At 58.6% G+C, this 5,047-nt stretch carries 2 rRNA genes; both read left to right on the top strand.

The features are described 5' to 3' along the window. Positions 1–19 precede the first annotated feature (19 nt). Positions 20–1,530, top strand: a 16S ribosomal RNA gene (locus tag DPM19_RS34615). Between the two features lie 513 nt (positions 1,531–2,043). Then, positions 2,044–5,047 (top strand): 23S ribosomal RNA (locus tag DPM19_RS34620); the annotation flags it as partial.

The raw sequence follows: 5,047 nt of genomic DNA on the forward strand, positions 1-5,047 counted from the left end.
GTGGGTGTGTCGTGTGGCCTTGATGGAGAGTTTGATCCTGGCTCAGGACGAACGCTGGCGGCGTGCTTAACACATGCAAGTCGAGCGGAAAGGCCCTTCGGGGTACTCGAGCGGCGAACGGGTGAGTAACACGTGAGCAACCTGCCCTTGGCTCTGGGATAAGCCTGAGAAATCGGGTCTAATACCGGATATGACCACTTCTCGCATGGGATGGTGGTGGAAAGTTTTTCGGCTGGGGATGGGCTCGCGGTCTATCAGCTTGTTGGTGGGGTGATGGCCTACCAAGGCGACGACGGGTAGCCGGCCTGAGAGGGCGACCGGCCACACTGGGACTGAGACACGGCCCAGACTCCTACGGGAGGCAGCAGTGGGGAATATTGCGCAATGGGCGGAAGCCTGACGCAGCGACGCCGCGTGGGGGATGAAGGCCTTCGGGTTGTAAACCTCTTTCAGCACCGACGAATTTGACGGTAGGTGCAGAAGAAGCGCCGGCTAACTACGTGCCAGCAGCCGCGGTAATACGTAGGGCGCAAGCGTTGTCCGGAATTATTGGGCGTAAAGAGCTCGTAGGCGGTCTGTCGCGTCCGTCGTGAAAGCCCACAGCTTAACTGTGGGTCTGCGGTGGATACGGGCAGACTAGAGGCAGGTAGGGGAGAACGGAATTCCCGGTGTAGCGGTGAAATGCGCAGATATCGGGAGGAACACCGGTGGCGAAGGCGGTTCTCTGGGCCTGTACTGACGCTGAGGAGCGAAAGCGTGGGGAGCGAACAGGATTAGATACCCTGGTAGTCCACGCCGTAAACGTTGGGCGCTAGGTGTGGGGTTCTTCCACGGATTCCGCGCCGTAGCTAACGCATTAAGCGCCCCGCCTGGGGAGTACGGCCGCAAGGCTAAAACTCAAAGGAATTGACGGGGGCCCGCACAAGCGGCGGAGCATGTTGCTTAATTCGACGCAACGCGAAGAACCTTACCAAGGCTTGACATCACCCGAAAACCTGCAGAGATGTGGGGTCCTTTTAGGGCGGGTGACAGGTGGTGCATGGCTGTCGTCAGCTCGTGTCGTGAGATGTTGGGTTAAGTCCCGCAACGAGCGCAACCCTCGTTCCATGTTGCCAGCACGTAATGGTGGGGACTCATGGGAGACTGCCGGGGTCAACTCGGAGGAAGGTGGGGATGACGTCAAGTCATCATGCCCCTTATGTCTTGGGCTGCAAACATGCTACAATGGCCGGTACAGAGGGCTGCGATACCGTAAGGTGGAGCGAATCCCTAAAAGCCGGTCTCAGTTCGGATTGGGGTCTGCAACTCGACCCCATGAAGTCGGAGTCGCTAGTAATCGCAGATCAGCAACGCTGCGGTGAATACGTTCCCGGGCCTTGTACACACCGCCCGTCACGTCACGAAAGTCAGCAACACCCGAAGCCCGTGGCCCAACCCTTGTGGGGGGAGCGGTCGAAGGTGGGGCCGGCGATTGGGACGAAGTCGTAACAAGGTAGCCGTACCGGAAGGTGCGGCTGGATCACCTCCTTTCTAAGGAGCACCGGCCACCACCCGCACGGGTTGGTGGTCCAGCCGCTATCCAGACCGAACGTGTCTGGGGCGGCAGCTCGTAGATGTGGAGCACTGGCTACTCAGTTCACCAGGTCGTATCCGACCCCGTCAGTACCGCCCACCAGCTCCTGGAGCCGGTGGGAGTGGGAACCACGAGGTCGGGGGCCAGGTGGGTTGGACACGCTGTTGGGTCCTGAAGGAACAGCCACCTCGGCTGCCTTCGGAGACCTTCGCCTCTGGTTGGTGATGGCCCTGCTGGGCCCGCTCACCCCGGGTGGGGTTGTCTGAGGGGGTGAGGGGTTGCCTTCGATTACGGGGCCGATCATGTCTGTGGGTTTCTGCAGGTGGTGGTTGGTGGTCCTGTTTGTTGTTTGAGAACTGCACAGTGGACGCGAGCATCTTAATAAATCGCTGATCGACTCTCGCTCTTGTTGTTGGCCTCTTTTGGGGTTGGCCGGGGTGGGGGTTGGGTCGTTTTGTGTGTTCTTGTGTGTTCAAGTTTTTGAGGGCGCACGGTGGATGCCTTGGCATCAGGAGCCGATGAAGGACGTGGGAGCCTGCGATATGCCTCGGGGAGTCGGCAACCAGACTTTGATCCGGGGATGTCCGAATGGGGAAACCTGGCACTCGTTATGGGGTGTCGCCGCCGTCTGAATGTATAGGGCGGTTGGTGGGAACGCGGGGAAGTGAAACATCTCAGTACCCGCAGGAAGAGAAAACAATAGTGATTCCCTGAGTAGTGGTGAGCGAAAGGGGATGAGGCTAAACCTTGTGCGTGTGATACCCGGCAGGGGTTGCGTATGGGGGGTTGTGGGATGTGCCTGTGTCTGGTCTGCCGGCTGGGCGGGGAGTGAGAAAAGGTGTGTGTAGCTGAATGGTTTGGGATGGCCGACCGTAGACGGTGAGAGTCCGGTAGGTGAAACGCATACCTCTCCCTTGGGTGTTTTCCCGAGTAGCACGGGGCTCGTGGAATCTCGTGTGAATCTGCCAGGACCACCTGGTAAGCCTAAATACTTCCTGATGACCGATAGCGGACCAGTACCGTGAGGGAAAGGTGAAAAGTGCCCCGGTGAGGGGTCGTGAAAGAGTACCTGAAACCGTGTGCCTACAAGCCGTCAGAGCCTGCACCCAGGATGCGTCCTGGGGGGTGCGGTGATGGCGTGCCTTTTGAAGAATGAGCCTGCGAGTTATGGTGTGTGGCGAGGTTAACCCGTGGGGGGTAGCCGTAGCGAAAGCGAGTCTGAAGAGGGCGTTTGAGTCGCATGCTGTAGACCCGAAGCGGAGTGATCTAGCCATGGGCAGGGTGAAGCGCCGGTAAGACGGTGTGGAGGCCCGAACCCACCAGGGTTGAAAACCTGGGGGATGACCTGTGGTTAGGGGTGAAAGGCCAATCAAACTCCGTGATAGCTGGTTCTCCCCGAAATGCATTTAGGTGCAGCGTCACGTGTTTCTTGCCGGAGGTAGAGCTACTGGATGGCCTAGGGGCCTTACCGGGTTACCGAAGTCAGCCAAACTCCGAATGCCGGTAAGTGAGAGCGTGGCAGTGAGACTGCGGGCGATAAGGTTCGTAGTCGAGAGGGAAACAGCCCAGATCATCGGTTAAGGCCCCTAAGCGTGTGCTAAGTGGGAAAGGATGTGGAGTTGCGATGACAACCAGGAGGTTGGCTTAGAAGCAGCCACCCTTGAAAGAGTGCGTAATAGCTCACTGGTCAAGTGATTCCGCGCCGATAATGTAGCGGGGCTCAAGCACACCGCCGAAACCGTGGCACTCCAACCTTGTTGGGGTGGGTAGGGGAGCGTCCTGTTCGCCGGTGAAGCATCAGGGTGACCTGGTGTGGAGGGTTCAGGAGTGAGAATGCAGGCATGAGTAGCGCATGAGCAGTGAGAAACTGCTCCGCCGGATGACCAAGGGTTCCTGGGGCAGGCTAATCCGCCCAGGGTAAGTCGGGACCTAAGGCGAGGCCGAGAGGCGTAGTCGATGGACAACGGGTTGATATTCCCGTACCCGCTGGCACGCGCCCATGCTGAACCCGCTGATGCTAACCACCCAAACCTTCTTTCGGGCCTTCGGGCCTGGTTGTAGGGGGAGGCTGGGACCCGAGGTGGTAGTAGGCAAGCGATGGGGTGACGCAGGAGGGTAGCTCAGCCCAGGCGATGGTTGTCCTGGGGTAAGCATGTAGCCCGCACCGCAGGTAAATCCGTGGTGCGCACAGGGTGAGATGTGATGCCGAGCCGTTTTAGGTGAAGTGAGTGATCCCATGCTGCCAAGAAAAGCCTCTAGCGAGTGTGTCGGTGGCCCGTACCCCAAACCGACTCAGGTGGTCAGGTAGAGAATACCAAGGCGATCGGGTGAACTGTGGTTAAGGAACTCGGCAAATTACCCCCGTAACTTTGGGAGAAGGGGGACCCCTGCTGGTGACCGAACTTGCTTTGTGAGCTGGTGGGGGTCGCAGTGACCAGGGGGAAGCGACTGTTTACTAAAAACACAGGTCCGTGCGAAGTCGTAAGACGCTGTATACGGACTGACGCCTGCCCGGTGCCGGAACGTTAAGAGGACCGGTTAGAGGAGTTTACTTCTCGAAGCTGAGAATCTAAGCGCCGGTAAACGGCGGTGGTAACTATAACCATCCTAAGGTAGCGAAATTCCTTGTCGGGTAAGTTCCGACCTGCACGAATGGCGTAACGACTTCCCCGCTGTCTCAACCACAGGCCCGGCGAAATTGCAGTACGAGTAAAGATGCTCGTTACGCGCAGCAGGACGGAAAGACCCCGGGACCTTCACTATAGCTTGGCATTGGCGTTTGGAACGGTTTGTGTAGGATAGGTGGGAGACTGTGAAGCGGGTACGCCAGTATCCGTGGAGTCGTTGGTGAAATACCACTCTGGTCGTTTTGAGCGTCTAACCCGCGCCCGTGATCCGGGTGGGGGACAGTGCCTGGTGGGTAGTTTAACTGGGGCGGTTGCCTCCTAAAAGGTAACGGAGGCGCCCAAAGGTTCCCTCAGCCTGGTTGGTCATCAGGTGGCGAGTGCAAGGGCACAAGGGAGCTTGACTGTGAGACGGACGTGTCGAGCAGGTGCGAAAGCAGGGCCTAGTGATCCGGCATCTACGTGTGGAAGTGGTGTCGCTCAACGGCTAAAAGGTACCCCGGGGATAACAGGCTGATCTTCCCCAAGAGTCCATATCGACGGGATGGTTTGGCACCTCGATGTCGGCTCGTCGCATCCTGGGGCTGGAGTAGGTCCCAAGGGTTGGGCTGTTCGCCCATTAAAGCGGCACGCGAGCTGGGTTTAGAACGTCGTGAGACAGTTCGGTCCCTATCCGCTGCGCGCGTAGGAGACTTGCAAGGATCTGTCCCTAGTACGAGAGGACCGGGACGGACGAACCTCTGGTGTGCCAGTTGTCCCGCCCGGGGCACGGCTGGTTGGCTACGTTCGGACGGGATAACCGCTGAAAGCATCTAAGCGGGAAGCCTTCCTTAAGATGAGGTCTCCCCCC

It is taken from the genome of Actinomadura craniellae (assembly GCF_003289645.1).
Classification (GTDB): domain Bacteria; phylum Actinomycetota; class Actinomycetes; order Streptosporangiales; family Streptosporangiaceae; genus Actinomadura_D; species Actinomadura_D craniellae.